Origin of the sequence: Planosporangium flavigriseum, assembly GCF_011947225.1 — a bacterium.
Lineage (GTDB): Bacteria > Actinomycetota > Actinomycetes > Mycobacteriales > Micromonosporaceae > Planosporangium > Planosporangium flavigriseum.
The window spans coordinates 1-14,360 of the sequence record NZ_JAATVW010000008.1; the positions used below are offsets into that span (position 1 = coordinate 1).

Sequence of the window (14,360 nt, forward strand, 5' to 3'; positions counted from 1 at the left end):
GGTGTACAGCTGCTTGTCCTTGAGCGTCTCGGGCACCTCGCCCCGGACGATGCGCTGCGCCAGGCCTTCCACAACGGCCGTCTTGCCCACGCCGGGCTCGCCGATGAGGACCGGGTTGTTCTTGGTACGGCGGGAGAGTACCTGCATCACCCGCTCGATCTCCCGCTCCCGGCCGATCACCGGGTCGAGCTTGCCCTCGCGGGCAGCCTGCGTGAGTCTGCGCCCAAACTGGGAAAGGACCGCGCTGGCGGAGGCGGGTGCCTCGGCCGGGCTGGTACCTGCCTCGGCGGGCTCCTTGCCCTGGTAACCCGAGAGCAACCTGATCACCCGGTGGCGGACCAGATTCAGATCGGCACCCAACCTGATCAACACCTGCGCCGCGAGCCCCTCACCCTCGCGGATCAGGCCCAGCAGGATGTGCTCGGTTCCGATGTAGTTGTGACCGAGCTGCAGCGCCTCGCGAAGCGAGAGCTCCAGAACCTTCTTGGCACGCGGCGTGAACGGAATGTCGCCGCCGGGCGCCTGCTGCCCCTGGCCGATGATCTCCTCGACCTGCTGACGCACACCCTCCAGCGAGATGCCGAGGCTCTCGAGCGCCTTGGCCGCCACGCCCTCGCCGCCGTGCACGCCCTCACCCTCGTGGACGAGGCCGAGCAGGATGTGCTCGGTACCGATGTAGTTGTGGTTGAGCATCCTGGCCTCTTCCTGGGCCAGGACAACCACCCGCCGTGCTCGGTCGGTGAACCGCTCGAACATCGTCCATCATCCTCCGGCAGGCCACCCGTACACCCTGCCGGCGAAGGCTCCGCTCAACGAACAATCAAACGAACAATCATCTGATGCGCTGAGTCGAATGCTTTAAACCTCACCGCTCTGAACACCGTTGCGCCGGACGCCAGTGCGGGCGCGGCTGCCGGTGCACATATGGGTAGGCGGGCTACCTACCTCCAATGCTAGCCCCGGCAGAGGGTGATTCCCGCTGGCCGGCGGCCGAATCATGGACCGCGGCCGGATTTCCGCCGCGGCTCACTGGTCCGCCGCCGCGATGCGCTTGACCACCATCTCGGTCGGCGTACGGCGGGCCCCACGCCGCCACATCAGGCGCTGGATCAGCAGCGTCACGATGCCGGCCGTGACGAGGGCGGCCACGTTGACGAGGAACTGGATCGCCGAGGTGAGCGCGAGCATGCCGGCCACCCCGGCGAGGAACGCGACGATCCAGGACAGCGCGTCCGGGCGCCAGATGAAGCCGGTGAGCGGGCGCTCCGCCAGCAGCATCTCCTTGCTGACCAGGCCCATGGCGGTCATGGCCCAGGTGGTGAACACGGTGACCAGCATGGCGATCGGGAAGCCGACGGCGAGCGCGAGCACCGAGCGGGCGACCATGGAAAGCCGCCGCCGCACGATCCCGACGCACAGCGCGGCAAGGGGGCCGAACTCCGGACCCACGACCATCGCGCCGACGATCAGGATCGGCTGGTCGAGGAGGACCCCGATACCTGCGATGATCATTGCCACGGTCAGGAAGATCAGGTACGCGCCGGACAGGGTCGTTTCCTCGCCGGTTCGTTGCTCGATCTCGTCCCACACCACCGCGTCCACGCCGAGTCCGGGTACGGCGCGGGCGGCCTCCTCCGCCGCGGTCGATAACGTCACCTCGACGGTCTCCATGGAGATCGCGCCGGTATGGTCGACGCCGAGGGCGCGCAGGCCGTCGAGCACCGTGCTGGCGCCCTCGCGCACCACGTCGCAGAGCACCACGTCGCCCGCAGGCCGGCGACCCGCGTCTGGCACCACGATGAGGTGGGCGACGGCGGGATCGTTCGCGAGTAGGCTGACGACCTCCGGAGACCGGTCTCGAGGCGAGATGATGCGCAGGTGGATCGTGGCAGGTTCTCCTTCGCGGCGGGCGCGGGCTCGGGCTCGGGCGCGCAGCGGGCGCGGTACCGGCACTTCGACTGCGTATTCCGCCTGATCATCGCCCATCCGTGCCGTTAGCTGTTCAAGCCACACCCATCCGCCACCCAGCGGGGCGCCCCGAACGCAGCGGCTGCTCACGCGGCGTACCAATAGGTATTGAGCTGGTCGACCGCGGACTTCGCGCCACCCAGGTCGTAACGGTCGACCGCCAGGAAGTTGGGCTTCTTCCGCGCGGCGGACGCGCAGAAGCGCTCGGCTCGGTCGACAACCTTGCTGTTGTCGTCCTTGCTGTTGTCGTCCTTGCTGTTGTCGTCCGCGACGATGAAGATCGAGTTCGCTCAGGCCAAGATCTTCGAGGTGCTGGCGCGGGGCAATCGGCTGGCGGGCGCAGCCGTGAGCGGCCGGTGACGGGCGCGCCCGCCCGTCACCCTGCTTCGCTCGCGCTTACGGTTACGTATCCGTAGTCAAATTGACTGAAGGCAATTCGTATTTCGCTAAGGCGCGCTTAATAAGGGGCTTTGTGTATTTCCCTTGGCGTGACATTAAGCACGGCATTAGTGCTTTAACTGGATCAAGGACCCTTGCTAGGTTGCTGCGGGAAAACGGCCAAGCCTAGATTTGGAGTGGCGCAGATGATGCAAGGAGTTCCGCGTTTCGGCTGCGGCTGGCTCGGCAGTGTCCGGCGCGGACGTGCGGTCGCGGAGGCCGGCGCGAACGCGCTTCCTGCGGGAACGCTCGCCGGAAATCCCGTGAAACCCCTCTGATCAGGACGGCATGGCGTTCCCGGTGCCGCCGGGTGGGTTCAGTGCGCAGGTGCGCAATCGCGGGGGAGTGAGCGTCATCGGTTTTTTACATATTCCCTTGAGAGTTTTTACAACCCGCACGGATAGTGGCGGAAACTGCGGCGGAAACCGTGCGCCGGTGCGCCCATGGCCGCTGTCATTCGGTAGGAGCCGAGGGGAAACAATTGTCCAGCTCCAGTGCGTACAGAACACCGATGTCGCCGGCAACGGAGCCGGACGTGTACGGGATCCTTCGTCGGCACGTCTCACCGGGCCTCGCGCTCGGCTACAAAATGGTCGGGCACGGCGCGTACGAGGTGGCGGCGAACGGCGCCACCGTGCGCCTGTCTGACGGGCGCGAACTCATCGACTTCGGGTCGTACGCCGTGACGCTGCTCGGCCATCGGTGCGGACCCGTGGTCGACGCCGTCGCGGCGCAGCTGGCCGCCATGCCCACCGGCACCCGAGCGCTGGCCAACCCGACCGTGGCCGTGTTCATCGAAGAGCTGCTCAGCCGGTGCGGGGCCGAACTGGAACGGGTATGGCTCGGCAGCGACGGAGCGGACGCCGTCGAGGTGGCGTTGAAGCTCGCCCGGCGCGGGACGGGCCGCCCGCGCATCCTTGCCGTGGAGGGCGCGTTCCACGGCAAGACGCTCGGTGCGCTGTCCGTCACCGACTCGACGTCCTTCCGCGCCGGCTTGGACGGCGTGCTGGGGCCGGTCACCCACCTCCGTCGCGACGACGCCGGGGCCGTCGCCCGAGAGGTGCGCGCCGGTGACGTCGCCGCACTGATCGTCGAGCCCGTCCAGGGCGAGGCCGGCGTACGACCGCTCGACGCCGGCGTCGTCCGGCAGTGGGGCGCCGATGCGCGCGCCGCCGCCGCCTTCCTGATCAGTGACGAGATCCAGGCCGGCCTGCGCCGCTGCGGGCCCTTCTCCATGGCGGTCGACGCCGGGTGGGCGCCGGACGCCGTCCTGTTCGGCAAGGCGTTGGGCGGTGGCGTACTGCCGCTGTCCGCAGCCGTCGGTACCTCGGACTTCTTCGCGCCGCTGGTGGGCGACCCCACCTGGCACACCGCCACCTTCGGTGGCCACCCGCTCTCGTGCGCGGCCGGCCGGGCGTCGTTGCCCGTCATCGACCGGCTGGCCGAGCGCGCCGACGAGTTGGGCGCCAGGTTCGGTCGCGAGCTGCGCGACCTCGCGAGGGGCTACCCGGCGCTGGTCCGCGAGGTACGCGGACAGGGGCTGCTGTGGGGCGTCGACTTCGCCAGGCCGGCCATGGCCGGCTCGATGCTGGTCGAACTCGCCGACGCCGGCCTGCTCGTATCGCCGTGCCTGAGTTCGCGCCGAACGATCCGCCTGCTGCCGCCGATGGTCACGACGCCCGCCGAGTTGGAGCGGGCGATGGAGGCGTTCCGGACCGCGCTTGCGGCTACCGGACGAATCGCCGCCGAGGAGCCCGCCGCCGACGAGACCGCCGCCGACGAGCCCGTCGCGGGAGGTCCGGCATGACAGCCACGCAGCGCCAGCGCCGGCGGGATCCGGCCGTTCCCGCAGCCCGGCCGTTATCGCGGCGGCTGGCGGCCTGGGCGCAGGAGCGGTTCCCGGTCGCACTCGGTGCCGTCATGGTCCCCGCCTGCCTGGTTGCTCTGCTCTACGGTCGCGTTCTCACCCATCCCGGCGCGCCCCGGCCACACCTGGGCGACCTGGCCGCGGTCGCCGCCGGGTGGGCCTTCTTCTTGATGGTCCGCATCGTCGACGAGCACAAGGACTACGAACGCGACCGCGCGGAGTACCCCGGCCGGGTGCTGCAGCGGGGCGTGGTGACGCTCGACCAGCTCAAGGTGGTGGCTGCGGGCGCGGTGGCGCTCCAGCTCATCGTCACGCTCGCCGCCGACGGAGGCATCGGCCGGGCCGGGCGCTGGTGGGCGCTGGCGCTCGCGTGGACCGCCCTGGCCGCCAAGGACTTTTTCCTCGGCCGGTGGATCGCTGATCGCCCGGTGCTGTACCCGTTGTTGCATCTGCCGCTATCCGGGCTGGTCTGCGTGTGGATCGCGCAACTGGGCGCCGGCCCGCGCAGCCTTCCGCCCGCGGCGTTCGCGGTAGCGGCTCTCGGCGTCACCCTGTCGGCCTCGGTGGACCTGGTGCGCAAGTTCCTTCCTGGGACGGGCGGCGGCCGGGCGTACGTCCGCGCGCTCGGGGTCCGGCGCGCCGCGACGGTCGGTGCGGTCGCCGTCGCGGTCCAGACCGCGGTACTGGCGACCCTGCTCCGGCTCGCGGACGGCCCGGCCGCAGGTGTCATGGCGTTACCCGTGCTCGCCGCCGGTCCCCAGGTCGCGCTGGCCCGGTTCGCGCAGGCGCCGACGCGCAGGCGGGGCCGGGCGGCGCGGGCCGGCATGGCGCTTCTCCTGCCCGTACAGCTCGCCGTTTCGGTGGCGGCGCTGCTCGCTGGACCCAGGGGGTGCTGATGATTCGACGCGTACTGGTCACGGGCGCCACCGGGCTGGTCGGATTCGAGGTGTACGACCGGCTGCGGCAGCGCGCCGACCTCATGGGCGACGTCACGGTCACCGGCACCAGCCGCCGCGGCTCGGACCTGCTGCCCGCGGTCGTCAAGTGGCACATGGGCGCCGAGCCGCCCCCGGTCGCGCTGGCGGGGCCGTGGGATGTGGTCATCAACACGGCTGCGGACGTGCGGTGGTCCCTGCGCCCGGACGCCGCGCGACGAGCCAATGTGGACACCGTTGCGGCGCTGGCGCCGTTGGTCTCGCCGGGCACCCACGTGATCCACGTGTCCACCGCGTACGCCGGTGGCCACCGCGGCGACGGTTCGTCACCCGACCTCGACGATTACCGCAACTCGTACGAGTGGTCCAAGGCCCACGCCGAACGCCTCGCGCGGGAGTTGTTTCCGCGGCTGACCGTGATCAGGCCGGCCCTCATCCTGGGCCGGCGCTCCGACGGCCGCGCGGCCCGCTTCTCCGGCCTGTACACGCTCGTGCGTGGCATCGCGACCGGCGCCGTCCCGGTCGTCGCCGCCGACCCGCAGGCGAGGTTCGACCTGGTCCCCGTCGACGACCTCGCCGACCTGATCCTTGCCGCGATGGGGGACGCCGCGATGGGGGACGCCGCGATGGGGGACGCCGTGATGGGGGACGCCGTGATGGGGGACGCCGCGATGGGGGACGCCGTGATGGGGGACGCCCTGCCGGTCAGCCACGCCCTCGACGTGGTCATGGCGGCGCTGAATGGCTGGCGGGCGGCGCGCGGACACGAACCGTTGCAGCCGCCCCGGATCATCACCCCGCAGCGCTGGAACCGATTCTTTGTGCCGTTCGCGCGGGAGCACCTGACCATCCGGCAGAACCGGATGCTCGACCTGCTCTCGGTGTTCGAGCCGTACCTGGTCTCGACCGTGCCGCTGCCCGTCACCCATGCCGTCAACGGCGTGGACGGCTGCCTGCGCGCCTCGGTCCGGTACTGGGCCTCGACCAATCCCCGCCTGGCGGCGATGAACCCGCTGCCGTGGCGCGGCGACGCGGCGGCGTGAGACACGACGAAGGAGGAACCAATGCCAGAACAGACGATCGCCGACCGCGTACGAAGACTCGTCGTCGAGGCGGCGCCCATCGCGGTGGGCCGGGTGCACGCGGGCATGGTGCTCACCGACGACCTGGGCTACGACTCGCTGTCCCTGTTGGAACTGATGGGGCTGCTCGAGGCCGAGTTCGACCTGCCGCCGGTCGACGGCGACTTCCGGTCGGTACGGACCCTCCAGGACGCCGAGGACATGGTGCGGCGGGTCCTCGACGCCCGCCGGAGCCGACCACGTACGCCCGCGTGATTCGACAGTCGTGATTGGAGAGTCAGTGACCCGTACGGTGAAGACCACGGAGATTGTCGACCCCTCGGTACGGCTCGGCGCCGAACACGCCCCACCCCTGCTCGAGTCGTTGTCGGTCATCCCGGGCAAGCGTGCCCTGTTCGCCGTCGACAGCTACTTCCGGGACAGCTGGGAGGACCTGTGCGAGCTGCCGCCGGACGCCATCGAGTACATCCTGCGCCACCATGCCGTGCTGCTGCTCAAGCCCGACGCCGTGGTCGGGCGGCGGCTGTCGGCGGCGCTCGGCTGGCTCGGCGAGCAGGGCACGGTGGTCGCCGCCGAACCGGTCCGGCTGGATCGGCACACGACCAGGGTGATGTGGCAGTACCAGTGGAACGTCGCCAGCCGAGACCGGCGCGACCTCGCCGACCTGATCGTGCGCGGTGGGGACTCGTTGCTGCTCATCGTCGCGATGCCGCCGGGCGACCGGCCCGCGACGGTACGCCTGTCAGGTGCGAAGGGCCCCGCGGAGCCGGCGCGGCGGCAGCCCTGGCACCTTCGCCACCGGTTGGGCAACGACAACTTCCTGCTCAACTTCGTGCACACCGCGGATGAGCCGGCGGACCTGGTACGCGAGCTGGGGGTGCTGTTCGACGCGCCGCAGCGGCGGAAGTTGTACCGGCAGCTGCGGCGGGGGGCCGACGCGACCGCGGCGGCGCAGTCCCTGGTGGCGCGGTTGTACGAGCGAACCCCGGCACGTGATCTCAGCCTTGCCGGCTTCGTCGAGCGGATGTATCAGCGCCTGGCCGGCCGCACCGGGCCGGCCGTCCGTACGCTGGCGTCGGCGCTGGAGGCGATGGAGGCCGGCCTCAACGCCGACTGGCGCGGCCTGTGCGACCTGGCCGGCGTGGCCGGGGTGCCGCTGGACGCCTGGGATCGGATCGTCCTGGGCACGCATCTCATGGTCGCCTCCGAGTCGGGCACCGTACCGATCCTCGCCGGCGTGCCCGGATCGGAGTGGGACCGGCGGTCCGAGCCCGCGATCCTGCCGCCCGGCTGGCTGCCGTGCCGCCCCCGTGCTGCCCGAACGGGGCATGACCGAGGCGGGGGAGAGCCAGCGCCGCCGGCACTGCGCTACGACCAGCCCGTACCGCGTGGCCTCATCCATAAGGAGGGCATCGAGGAGGTGCTGGTGACCGACAGCGCGCAGGTGGACAGCGGGACGTTCGCGCTCGCCGCCGAACTGCCGCAGACCCACTGCTACCTCAGCGATCTGCCCGCGGGTCCGGCGCGGTTCGACCTCATGGCGGTGCTGGAGCTCTGCCGCCAGGCGTTCTACGTCGTCGTCCATCGCCACCTGGGAGTGCCGTTCGACCGGGCGTTCCTGCTGGGGCGGCTCGGCGTCGACCTCGCCCCGCAGCTGCCCTTCGCCGACCAGCCCGGCCGGCTGCGCGTCGAGACCGCGTTCGAGCTGAGACGGCTCATCGAGTCGCCACGGCCCGGGCTGGTGGCCGGCTTGACCTTCACCGCGCCCGACGGTCGTCCGGTGGGCACCGGCACTATGTCCGGCTCGTGGAGCGGGCCGGCGGAGTACGGGGCGCTGCGTTCGGCCGTCCGCGCCGCCCATGGGCTCGGAGCGCGGGTCGGCCCGCCGCCGGCCGTACGCGCTCCGCTCCTTCCCGCCGCGAGCGTGGGCCGGACCGCGCAACGCAACGTCGTGCTCGCCGGCCGCACGGAGGGCGACGGGGAGGGGGCCCAGGACAACGCCTTCGACCTCGCGCTCGACCTGGCGTACCGGGGAATGTTCGACCACGATCATGACCACCTGCCCGGCATGCTGCTGATGGAGGCCGCTCGGCAGGCGGCGATCTGGACGGTGGCCCGAACAACCGGGTCCCTGGCCGGGGCACTCACGCCGACCCGCCTGCACGCGTCGTTCCCCGCGATGGCCGAGGTCGACCTGCCGGTGCGCTGCACCGCCAGCATCTCCGATCGGAGCGAGCAGGACGCTACGGGCGTCATGGTTTCGATGCGGCAGCGCGGCGCCACGGTGTGCCGGGTCAGCACGGCGGTGGCCGCGCCGCGGGGAGGCCGGCTATGACGAGCCAATTTCTCCTGAATGGACAGTGCGGGCCCGAGGAGTTCGGCGGTAAGGCGGCCAACTTGTCTCGCCTGAGCCGGGCCGGGTTCGAGGTGCCGGCGTGGACGGCCATCGGCACCGGCGTGTTCGACACGTACCGGAAAGCCACCGGGCTCGGCGCGCGGATCGACGCGGCGCTCGCCGAGGTGAGCGCCGACAACGCCGACGAGGTGGCCGCAGCCATCCGGGCCGCGTTCGCCGCGACGGCGCTCGACCCGGCCAGCCGGGCGGCGGTCGTCGACGCCTACGCCGAGGTCGCGGGCGGCGCGATAGCCGTGCGCTCGTCGGCTGTCGGTGAGGACTCCACCGGGCTGTCGTACGCCGGTCAGTACGATTCGTTCCTCAACGTGGTCGGGGTGGACGCCGTGGCCGACCGGGTCCGCGCCTGCTGGGCGTCGACCTACTCGGCCCGGTCCCTGACCTACCGCCTGCTGCACGACCTGCCCGGGCAGGAGACCGGGATGGCCGTCATCCTCCAGCGCTTCGTGCCGGCCGAGGTCAGCGGCGTGCTGTTCACCGCGAACGTGCTGTCCGGCCGCCGTGACGAGATGCTGATCAGTGCCGTGTACGGGCTGGGTGAAGGCCTGGTGTCGGGTGCGGTCGACGCCGACACGGTCACCGTCGACCGCACCAGCGGCGCGGTGACCGACGTCGTCGTGGGGGAGAAGCGCGAGCGGATCACGCGCGCGGCCGGTGCGGGGTGCCGGACCGAGCGGGTGGAGCCGGGGCGCCGGGCGGCCCTCGCTTTGACAACCGCGCAGATCCACCTGTTGCGGGCCACCGGCGAGCGGATCGAAGAACTGTACGGCGCGCCGCAGGACGTCGAGTGGGCGTTCGCCGACGACCGGCTGTACGTCCTGCAGGCCCGCCCGATCACGGCACTGCCCGGCGGGGAGGGCGCCGGTGACGACGTGCGAGTCTGGGACAACTCGAACATCATCGAGAGCTATGGCGAGATCACCGCCCCGCTCACGTTCAGCTTCGCCCGCGAGATGTACGGGCGGGTGTACCGGGAGTACTGCTCGCTACTCGGCGTGCCGCGCTCCCAACTGGCGCTGATGGAGCCCGACTTCGCCAGCATGCTCGGCTACTTCGACGGCCGGGTGTACTACAACGTGCTGAACTGGATCAAGGTGATCGGGCTGCTCCCCGGTTACCGGCTGCACCGCCGGATCCTGGCCGCTGCGATGGGCGTACCGGAGACGCCGGTGGAGCGCGCGCACCGGCCGCGCCCGCTTCAGTACGGCTCCCGGCTGGTCACGGCGGGAGCGCGGGCCCGGATCGCGGTGACGTTCGGCTGGTACTGCCTGACGGTGAAGCCGTCGGTCGCCCGGTTCCTGCGCCGCTTCGAGGCCGTGTACCGGGAGGTCGACGCCGTTGACTACGCCCGGCTGCCCGCCGCCGAGGTGTACCGGCGCTTCACGCAGGTCGAGCGCACGCTGCTGGCCCAGTGGGGGCGGATGGCCGTGCTGGACAACGTCATCATGCTCTCGTACGGGGTGTTGTACGCGCTGACCAGCAGGTGGCTGCCGGATGCGCCGGAGTGGTTCCGGTGGCACGTCGTCAAAGTTGGAGCCGACGTCGGGTCCACCCTGCCGGCCCGCCGGCTGATCGAGTTGGCGCGCGACCTGCGGCGCCGGCCGGAACTGGCGGCGGCGATCCGGGAGCGGCCCGCTCGGGAGGCGTACGACTGGCTGCGGGTCGCGCCGGGGCCGAGCGCCGCCCGGCTGCGCGACGGGCTGGACCGGTACCTGCACGAGTTCGGCTACCGCAGCGCCAACGAGCTCAAGCTGGAAGAGCCCGACCTGCGCGAAGATCCGACCCTGCTGATGTCGATGCTGCGCGACGCGCTGGAGGTGGGTGATGAACCCGGCCCGGCGGTCACTGAGGACGCCGACGCGTACCTGGACGCGCACCTGCGGGGGCCGCGCCGCTGGGTGTACGAGCGGGCCCGCCGGTCGGTGCGCGCCGTGCTGCGTGAGCGCGAGCGGGTGCGGTTCGCCCGTACCCGCGCGTTCGGCATGGCGCGGCGGATGCTCACCGCGATCGGGGCCGACCTTGCCCGGACCGGCGCGCTGAGCCAAGCCCGCGACGTCTTCTTCCTGCGGCTGGAGGAGCTGCGCGGCGCGTTCACCGGCACGATCGACCACCGTGAGCTGCGGCCGCTGGCGCAGCTGCGCCGCGACCAGCAGGACCGGCAGCGGCGCCTCCCGGCGCCCCCGCCTCGCTTCGTCACGACGGGCGGGACGTACTGGGGACAGCGGCGCGCCGACGCTGCCACAGTGGACGGTGCGGAGGCCGGCGATGTGCTTCGTGGTACGCCGTCGAGTCCCGGCGTGGCCACCGGCGAGGCCAGGGTCCTGGACCGGCCCGGCGACGCGGGTGCCAACATCGTGGTCACCTACCGCACCGACCCCGGTTGGGTCGGGGTGCTCGCCAGCGCGACGGCGCTGCTCATCGAGCGGGGGAGTCCGCTCACCCACGTCGCCATCGCGGCCCGCGAGCTCGGCGTGCCGACGGTTGTCCAGATCCCGCGGCTGACCGACCGGGTCGCTACGGGGACGCGGCTGACCGTGGACGGCGCGGCGGGCACGGTGACGATCCATGCGGAGGAGGCATGAACACCCCCGCGGAGAACCGGCGGCGCGCGGCGCTGGACGCCCGGCTGCGCGGCTTTCACGGCGTCGGCGTCTCCGACGTGCTCGCCGTCGTGGACTACCTGCGGGAGCCGGCGGACACCGTCATCGCCGGCGGCTCGCTCACCTTCGGGCTCGGCAACCGGCTCAGCGACTTCGACGTCGTGGTCTGCGGCGCGACCACGGCGCGGTCCCTGGTGCCGCTGCAGCACTGGGTCTCGACGCTGCGGGTCGACGTGTGGACCCGTTCGCACGCCGACATCAACGCGCTGTTCGTACTCGCCGCGCAAGCACTCGGCCGGCACGCGCCGATCGCCGGCGCCTTCGGCAGCGTCGAGCAGGAGCAGCAACTCAAGCTCCTGCACCGGGTCGCGTTCGGGCTGGGCCTGGCCGGCGCGCCGCTCGCCCCGGCCTCGGTGCCGGACTTCCGGGCGGTCGCCCGCGACCTGGTGCTGCGCGAGTACGCCGAGCGGCTGCGGGAGTCGATCTGGGTGGCGCAGCTGGCCGCCCGATCCCACCGCTGGCTGACCGCGGTGGTCAACGCCCGCGAGGCCGTGGAGGAGGCGTTCACGGTCGTGCTCACGGCCTGCGGTGTGCCGTTCACCGGGGACAAGTGGCTGCACGAGCGGCTGAAGAGCCACGCGCCGGACCTGCGCGACGCGTACCGCCGGTACGCGTCGCTGCCGACCGGGGTGGCGGACTGCGCCGCCTATGTCGCCGACGCGGTCGCGCTCGTCGGGCGGCTGACCGGCGTGCCGACCGAACCCGACCAGTTGACGGCGCTGGTGAGCTGGGTCGGCTCGGGCCTGAGCGTGTGCAAGACCGGCGATACGTGGTTGCTGGTCGCCCCGGCGGTGGGTGGTCTGTGGGAGCTGTCCGAGGCGGAGCTGGCCGCGTGGCGGGAACTGGCCGAATCAGCGATGACCACGATCGCCGAGCCGGCCGGCGCCGGTGTTGCGGAGACGAGGGTGTGGCGCGGCGGCGGGCGGGCGGAGACCGACTTCTGTCTCGGCCTGTACGAGCGCGGGCTGGCGCAGCCGCGCTGGGACCGGGGCGTACCAGTGGCCGAGCTGGCGGTCGCGTCAGAGGTGGCGGGGGCGGTGCTATGAAGGCGGTGATGGCGGTGAAGGCGGTGCGATGAAGACAATCGATGTCGACGCCCGGCGGTACGCCTGGTGCCGCGGGCACGCGATGTGGTGGGTCGGGCTTCCGATCGCGGCGTTGCTGGAGGACCTGCGCGGTGCGGTCGTCGAGGGGCAGGACGGCCTGGTGCACCGCAACGCGCGCGTGATCGGGCAGAGCTGCGCCGTCGTGCTCAACCTGGTGCTCCACCACGATCGACCGCTGCCGGCGGCCCGGGTCCGGGCGCCCTGGGCCCTGGCACGCGTCGGGGACCACCCCCTCGGCCGGGAGTGCGAAAGCCTCGTCCGGGCCGGCTGGGACGTTCCCGCCGACGAGCTGGCCGATCGGTGCGAGCGCCTGGTCGCCGGCGTACGGGCGCTGCTGGGTGACGTCCCGGATCCGCTCGTGCCGGCGGGGTACTTTCCGTCGCTCGCGCTCGCACGGGACTGGCTGAAGCTCGCGGAACTGGTGGGGGAGGAAGGCTTCCTGCCGAAGGAGTGGTCCCAGGAGGAGGGTAGGAATGCGTGAGGTGAGACATGCCTGAGGTGGCGTTCGAACTGGACATCCAGGCGCCCGCCGCGCGCGTCTGGGAGGTCGTCACCGCGATCGAGCGGTACCCCGACTCGATGGACAGCGTGCGCTGGGTGAAGATCATCGACGGTACCGATCCGCTGTCCCGGCGCAGCGGCTGGTCGGTCCTGCTCAAGGGTTCGATCCTGGAGTGGGAGGAGGTCGAGAAGCTCGACCCGGACAACCTCGTCATGGCGTTCCACCAGGTGGCCGGGGACATGGAGAGCTTCGACGGCGCGTGGCGCGTCACCCCGATCGACGAGGCCCGTACCAACGTGAAGCTGGACATCACGTTCGAGATCGGTATCCCGCTGCTCGCGGACATGCTCAATCCGGTCGCCGAGCGCTCGCTGCGCGCCAACAGCCGGGAGATGCTGCTCGGCATCGAGCGCGACGCGGTCGCGGCGGCGGATCGGCGCTACGGGATCCACACCGACCCGGCACGGCTGAGCTGAACCTCGTGTACGCGGCGGAGCGTGCCCGGGGCGGCCAGGAAGGTCACCGTCGAGGCGATCTCCCCGAGCTCGACCGCGAGGTCTGACTCCCCGTCGGTCCGCGCGCCGATCGCGTCGTGGGCCCCGCCGATCACACCGTGGGTCCCGCCGATCACACCGTGGGTCCCGCCGATCACACCGTGGGTCCCGCCGATCGCGCCGTCGATGATGACCAGGGCGACGTGGATGCCGTCCGCGCGTAGCTCGTTCGCTGCCGCGTGGACGAGCGCGCGGGTGGCGAACGCCCCTGCGGCCCATGCGCCGCGGCCCGGCTGGGCGCGCAGGCTCGAGCCGCCGGTGAGCTGAATCAACGTTCCCCCGTCCGGCCGCAGCGCGTCCGCGCCCGCGTGGAGGAACACGAACGCCTGCTCGGCGACTGCCACGCCCCAGGCGCGGAACGTCGCGAGGTCCGCGTCGGCGATCGGGCCGCCGCCGAATTGGCCGGGCGGCACGCGTGCTGCCACCGCGTTCACCACCAGGTCCAGGCCGCCCTGCTCGGCGCGCGCGCCGTCGAGGACCCGGCGCAGCTCATCGGGGTCGCCGGCGTCTGCCCGGACCGTACGGGCACCCCGGTCCCGTACCGCCCGGAGCGTCTGTGCGCTGCGGGCCACCGCGGTCACGCGCCACCCGTCGGCGAGCAGCCGGCCGACGATCGCGCCACCGGTCTTGCGGGCGCCGAGAACGACGGCGCTGCCACCTGTGTCGGACACGACACCCCCCACGGTGGTCATCCCTACGGCCAGCCCGACGGTCATTCCTACGGGCATTCCTGCGGCCAACCCGACGGCCAACCCGACGGCCGTCCCGGCGTTGCCGCCGCTGACCTTATCGGCACCGGCGCCGACCAAGCCACCACCGTCCAATGAGTACATTA

The 14,360-nt window shown here is 71.7% G+C and carries 13 protein-coding genes; 10 read left to right on the plus strand and 3 right to left on the minus strand.

Features of this window, described 5'->3' with window-relative positions; genetic code table 11:
• Both HC028_RS13225 and HC028_RS13230 read right to left on the minus strand, forming a co-directional pair.
• Positions 1–756 (minus strand): Clp protease N-terminal domain-containing protein (locus HC028_RS13225; RefSeq protein ID WP_275408289.1); only part of this gene is annotated, 756 nt, incomplete at its 3' end.
• A gap of 270 nt (positions 757–1,026) precedes the next feature.
• Positions 1,027–1,953 carry a DUF389 domain-containing protein gene (locus HC028_RS13230; protein WP_239075747.1) on the minus strand — a complete coding sequence of 309 codons (927 nt, stop codon included), beginning with the start codon at positions 1,951–1,953 and terminating at the stop codon, positions 1,027–1,029.
• Positions 1,954–2,136: 183 nt separating this feature from the next.
• Between HC028_RS13230 and HC028_RS13240 the strand changes: the two genes are divergently transcribed.
• The 10 genes from HC028_RS13240 (at position 2,137) to HC028_RS13285 (ending at position 13,447) form a co-directional block, all read left to right on the plus strand.
• The gene (locus HC028_RS13240; protein ID WP_168077042.1) at positions 2,137–2,328 is read left to right on the plus strand and encodes a hypothetical protein; all 192 of its coding nucleotides are present in this window, start codon (positions 2,137–2,139) and stop codon (positions 2,326–2,328) included.
• A gap of 589 nt (positions 2,329–2,917) precedes the next feature.
• Complete coding sequence (locus HC028_RS13245) at positions 2,918–4,213, plus strand: aspartate aminotransferase family protein (RefSeq protein ID WP_168077044.1); 1,296 nt, start codon at positions 2,918–2,920, stop codon at positions 4,211–4,213.
• Positions 4,210–5,169, plus strand: a complete 960-nt coding sequence (locus HC028_RS13250; protein WP_168077046.1) for a UbiA prenyltransferase family protein — start codon at positions 4,210–4,212, stop codon at positions 5,167–5,169. Before HC028_RS13245 ends, HC028_RS13250 begins: the two co-directional genes overlap by 4 nt.
• Positions 5,169–6,251 carry an SDR family oxidoreductase gene (locus HC028_RS13255; RefSeq protein ID WP_168077048.1) on the plus strand — a complete coding sequence of 361 codons (1,083 nt, stop codon included), beginning with the start codon at positions 5,169–5,171 and terminating at the stop codon, positions 6,249–6,251. The genes HC028_RS13250 and HC028_RS13255 overlap by 1 nt, the downstream gene beginning before the upstream one ends.
• A gap of 21 nt (positions 6,252–6,272) precedes the next feature.
• Positions 6,273–6,545 (plus strand): phosphopantetheine-binding protein, encoded by a 273-nt coding sequence (locus HC028_RS13260; RefSeq protein ID WP_168077050.1) that lies wholly within the window; start codon positions 6,273–6,275, stop codon positions 6,543–6,545.
• 25 nt (positions 6,546–6,570) lie between these two features.
• Positions 6,571–8,625 carry an AfsA-related hotdog domain-containing protein gene (locus HC028_RS13265; RefSeq protein WP_168077052.1) on the plus strand — a complete coding sequence of 685 codons (2,055 nt, stop codon included), beginning with the start codon at positions 6,571–6,573 and terminating at the stop codon, positions 8,623–8,625.
• Positions 8,622–11,285 carry a phosphoenolpyruvate synthase gene (locus tag HC028_RS13270; protein WP_168077054.1) on the plus strand — a complete coding sequence of 888 codons (2,664 nt, stop codon included), beginning with the start codon at positions 8,622–8,624 and terminating at the stop codon, positions 11,283–11,285. The genes HC028_RS13265 and HC028_RS13270 overlap by 4 nt, the downstream gene beginning before the upstream one ends.
• Entirely contained in the window at positions 11,282–12,409 is a 1,128-nt protein-coding gene (locus tag HC028_RS13275) for a hypothetical protein (protein WP_168077056.1), read from the plus strand. Before HC028_RS13270 ends, HC028_RS13275 begins: the two co-directional genes overlap by 4 nt.
• A 28-nt stretch (positions 12,410–12,437) precedes the next feature.
• The gene (locus HC028_RS13280; RefSeq protein ID WP_168077058.1) at positions 12,438–12,950 is read left to right on the plus strand and encodes a hypothetical protein; all 513 of its coding nucleotides are present in this window, start codon (positions 12,438–12,440) and stop codon (positions 12,948–12,950) included.
• An 8-nt stretch (positions 12,951–12,958) separates the two neighbouring features.
• Positions 12,959–13,447 (plus strand): type II toxin-antitoxin system RatA family toxin, encoded by a 489-nt coding sequence (locus tag HC028_RS13285; protein WP_168077060.1) that lies wholly within the window; start codon positions 12,959–12,961, stop codon positions 13,445–13,447.
• On the opposite strand, the gene HC028_RS13290 is transcribed toward HC028_RS13285, so the two are convergent.
• Positions 13,411–14,358 carry an SDR family oxidoreductase gene (locus HC028_RS13290; RefSeq protein WP_168077062.1) on the minus strand — a complete coding sequence of 316 codons (948 nt, stop codon included), beginning with the start codon at positions 14,356–14,358 and terminating at the stop codon, positions 13,411–13,413. The two genes, HC028_RS13285 and HC028_RS13290, sit on opposite strands and share 37 nt — an antisense overlap.
• Between the last annotated feature and the right edge of the window lie 2 nt (positions 14,359–14,360).

Excerpts from the sequence above, each read along its gene's own strand:
- HC028_RS13245 (WP_168077044.1), top strand. The coding sequence starts at position 2,918 with ATGTCGCCGGCAACGGAGCCGGACGTGTACGGGATCCTTCGTCGGCAC.
- HC028_RS13250 (WP_168077046.1), top strand. The coding sequence starts at position 4,210 with ATGACAGCCACGCAGCGCCAGCGCCGGCGGGATCCGGCCGTTCCCGCA.
- HC028_RS13255 (WP_168077048.1), top strand. The coding sequence starts at position 5,169 with ATGATTCGACGCGTACTGGTCACGGGCGCCACCGGGCTGGTCGGATTC.
- HC028_RS13260 (WP_168077050.1), top strand. The coding sequence starts at position 6,273 with ATGCCAGAACAGACGATCGCCGACCGCGTACGAAGACTCGTCGTCGAG.
- HC028_RS13270 (WP_168077054.1), top strand. The coding sequence starts at position 8,622 with ATGACGAGCCAATTTCTCCTGAATGGACAGTGCGGGCCCGAGGAGTTC.
- HC028_RS13275 (WP_168077056.1), top strand. The coding sequence starts at position 11,282 with ATGAACACCCCCGCGGAGAACCGGCGGCGCGCGGCGCTGGACGCCCGG.
- HC028_RS13280 (WP_168077058.1), top strand. The coding sequence starts at position 12,438 with ATGAAGACAATCGATGTCGACGCCCGGCGGTACGCCTGGTGCCGCGGG.
- HC028_RS13285 (WP_168077060.1), top strand. The coding sequence starts at position 12,959 with ATGCCTGAGGTGGCGTTCGAACTGGACATCCAGGCGCCCGCCGCGCGC.
- HC028_RS13290 (WP_168077062.1), bottom strand. The coding sequence starts at position 14,358 with ATGTACTCATTGGACGGTGGTGGCTTGGTCGGCGCCGGTGCCGATAAG.